Here is a 2225-nt window from a genome sequence, read left to right on the forward strand (position 1 = left end):
CTTCATCCGGATCCTGGGGAAGGGCCATGCCCCTGCAGAAATCATTCCCTGAACCGGTGGGAATATAGCCAAAGATCACACTGCGAAGATCACAGATCCCGGTAAGTACCTCATAAATGGTACCGTCTCCGCCTACTGTCACCAGTGTTACAGGCGCATCTGGAGTACCAAGACTGCTGATCTGTCTGGAAAGAGTGGTGGCATGTCCTACGTGCTCTGTAAGATAACTGCGAAATTCAATATTCTGCTGAAGCAGCCGCGCCCGCAGGCTGTTCCAGATACACTTGCCCATGCCAGATCTGGATTTGGGGTTCACTATAAAGTAATACATTTTTCTCTCCCTGTGTTTACAGCTTTTTATTATCCACTGATGGGTATCATATGGATGCAGGTCTTTTGATCCTGGCATCATAATAACATTGTAACATCTGATTTACAAATGGTTTTTTCTTTAGAATTATGAAAAAAGTGTAAACAAGTCAGACGACGAAAAGCGCAGAAAGCGTTCTTTTAAGCCTTGCTGGAATTATAGCTGCGGATATGGTATACTGCAAAAAAGAGACCTTGATCAGGGAGTGAAAGAATGAAGTCATTAGTAATTGCAGAGAAACCCTCTGTAGCCAGAGATATTGCCAGAGTCTTGCACTGTGGCAGGAAGGGCAATGGGATGCTGGAGGGAGATCGATATATTGTTACCTGGGCACTTGGACATCTTGTGACTTTGGCAGATCCGGAGGAATATGACCGCAAGTATGAAAAGTGGGAGATGGGCACCCTGCCTATGCTTCCGGAGCATATGTGTCTGGTGGTGATCCGGCAGACAGCCAAGCAGTTCGGGGCTGTAAAGGCCCAGCTTTACCGAAAAGATGTGGATCAGGTGATCATTGCCACAGATGCAGGACGTGAGGGGGAACTGGTAGCCAGGTGGATCCTTGATAAGACCGGGTGTACCAAGCCTATCCGCAGGCTGTGGATCTCATCTGTAACAGACAAAGCGATCAAAGAGGGCTTTTCCAGCCTGAAGGATGGACATGATTACGATCATCTGTATCAGGCTGCAGCAGCCAGAGCAGAGGCAGACTGGCTGGTGGGCATCAATGGTACCAGGGCACTGACCTGCAAGTATAATGCCCAGCTGTCCTGTGGACGGGTCCAGACTCCCACGCTTGCCATGATCGCACAAAGAGAAGAAGAAATTAAAGAATTTGTACCAAAAGAATATTATGGCCTGACCCTGACGGCAGGTAATATCCGATGGACCTGGAAAGATGCCAAAAGTGGCAGCTTCCGTTCTTTTCAACAGGAAAGACTTGTGAAGCTGGCAAAGGAAGCTGCAAATACATCCCTTCAGGTGGTATCTGTAGAGAAAAAGGCGAAAAAAACAATGGCGCCAGGTCTGTATGACTTGACAACCCTTCAAAGGGAAGCCAATCAGAAGTATGGCTTTTCTGCGAAAGAAACATTAAATATCATGCAGCGGCTTTATGAGAATCATAAGGTACTTACATATCCAAGAACAGATTCTCGGTATATCGGGAAGGATATCGTGCCTACTTTAAAGGAAAGACTGAAGGCCTGTGGCACAGGTCCTTACCGTAAGCTGGCAGGTGCTTTGCTTACACGGCCTATCCAGACAAGCACCAGTTTTGTGGATGACAAAAAAGTAAGTGACCATCATGCTATCATACCTACCGAGCAGTTTGTACAGCTGGATCATATGACAAATGAAGAACGTAAGATCTATGATCTGGTGGTTAGGCGTTTTCTGGCAGTTTTATATCCTGCAAGCATGTATGAACAGGTGACTATGGAAGGCAAGGCAGCAGGTGAGACTTTTACAGCAGGCGGCAGGATCATAAAAAGCCTGGGCTGGAAGGAAATCTATCAGGAGGATCTTCTGGAAGAGGAAGATACGGATGATACAGCTCCCAGGGATCAAAAGCTTCCGGAGGTAAAGCAGGGGACTGTATTTACAGCAGGACAGGTGACGGTTACCTCAGGAAAGACAAAGCCTCCTGCCAGATTTACAGAAGCCACTCTGCTGGCTGCCATGGAGAATCCGGTAAGGTTTATGCAGACAAAAGACAAAGCTGCTGTGAAAACCATTGGTGAGACCGGAGGGCTGGGCACAGTAGCCACCAGGGCAGATATCATCGAGAAGCTTTTTCATGCGTTCCTTATGGAAAAGAAAGGAAATGAGATTTACCTTACTTCCAAAGCAAAGC

At 47.1% G+C, this 2225-nt stretch carries 2 protein-coding genes; one reads left to right on the top strand and one right to left on the bottom strand.

What is annotated here, in order from left to right; translation table 11 throughout:
- Positions 1-331 (bottom strand): acylglycerol kinase family protein (locus R1Y93_RS00290; protein ID WP_500821187.1); only part of this gene is annotated, 331 nt, incomplete at its 3' end.
- A gap of 252 nt (positions 332-583) precedes the next feature.
- Between R1Y93_RS00290 and R1Y93_RS00295 the strand changes: the two genes are divergently transcribed.
- On the top strand, positions 584-2225 hold a 1642-nt coding region (locus R1Y93_RS00295; protein ID WP_500821188.1), incomplete at its 3' end, for a DNA topoisomerase III.

The organism is Blautia sp. HA3515 (genome assembly GCF_059933065.1).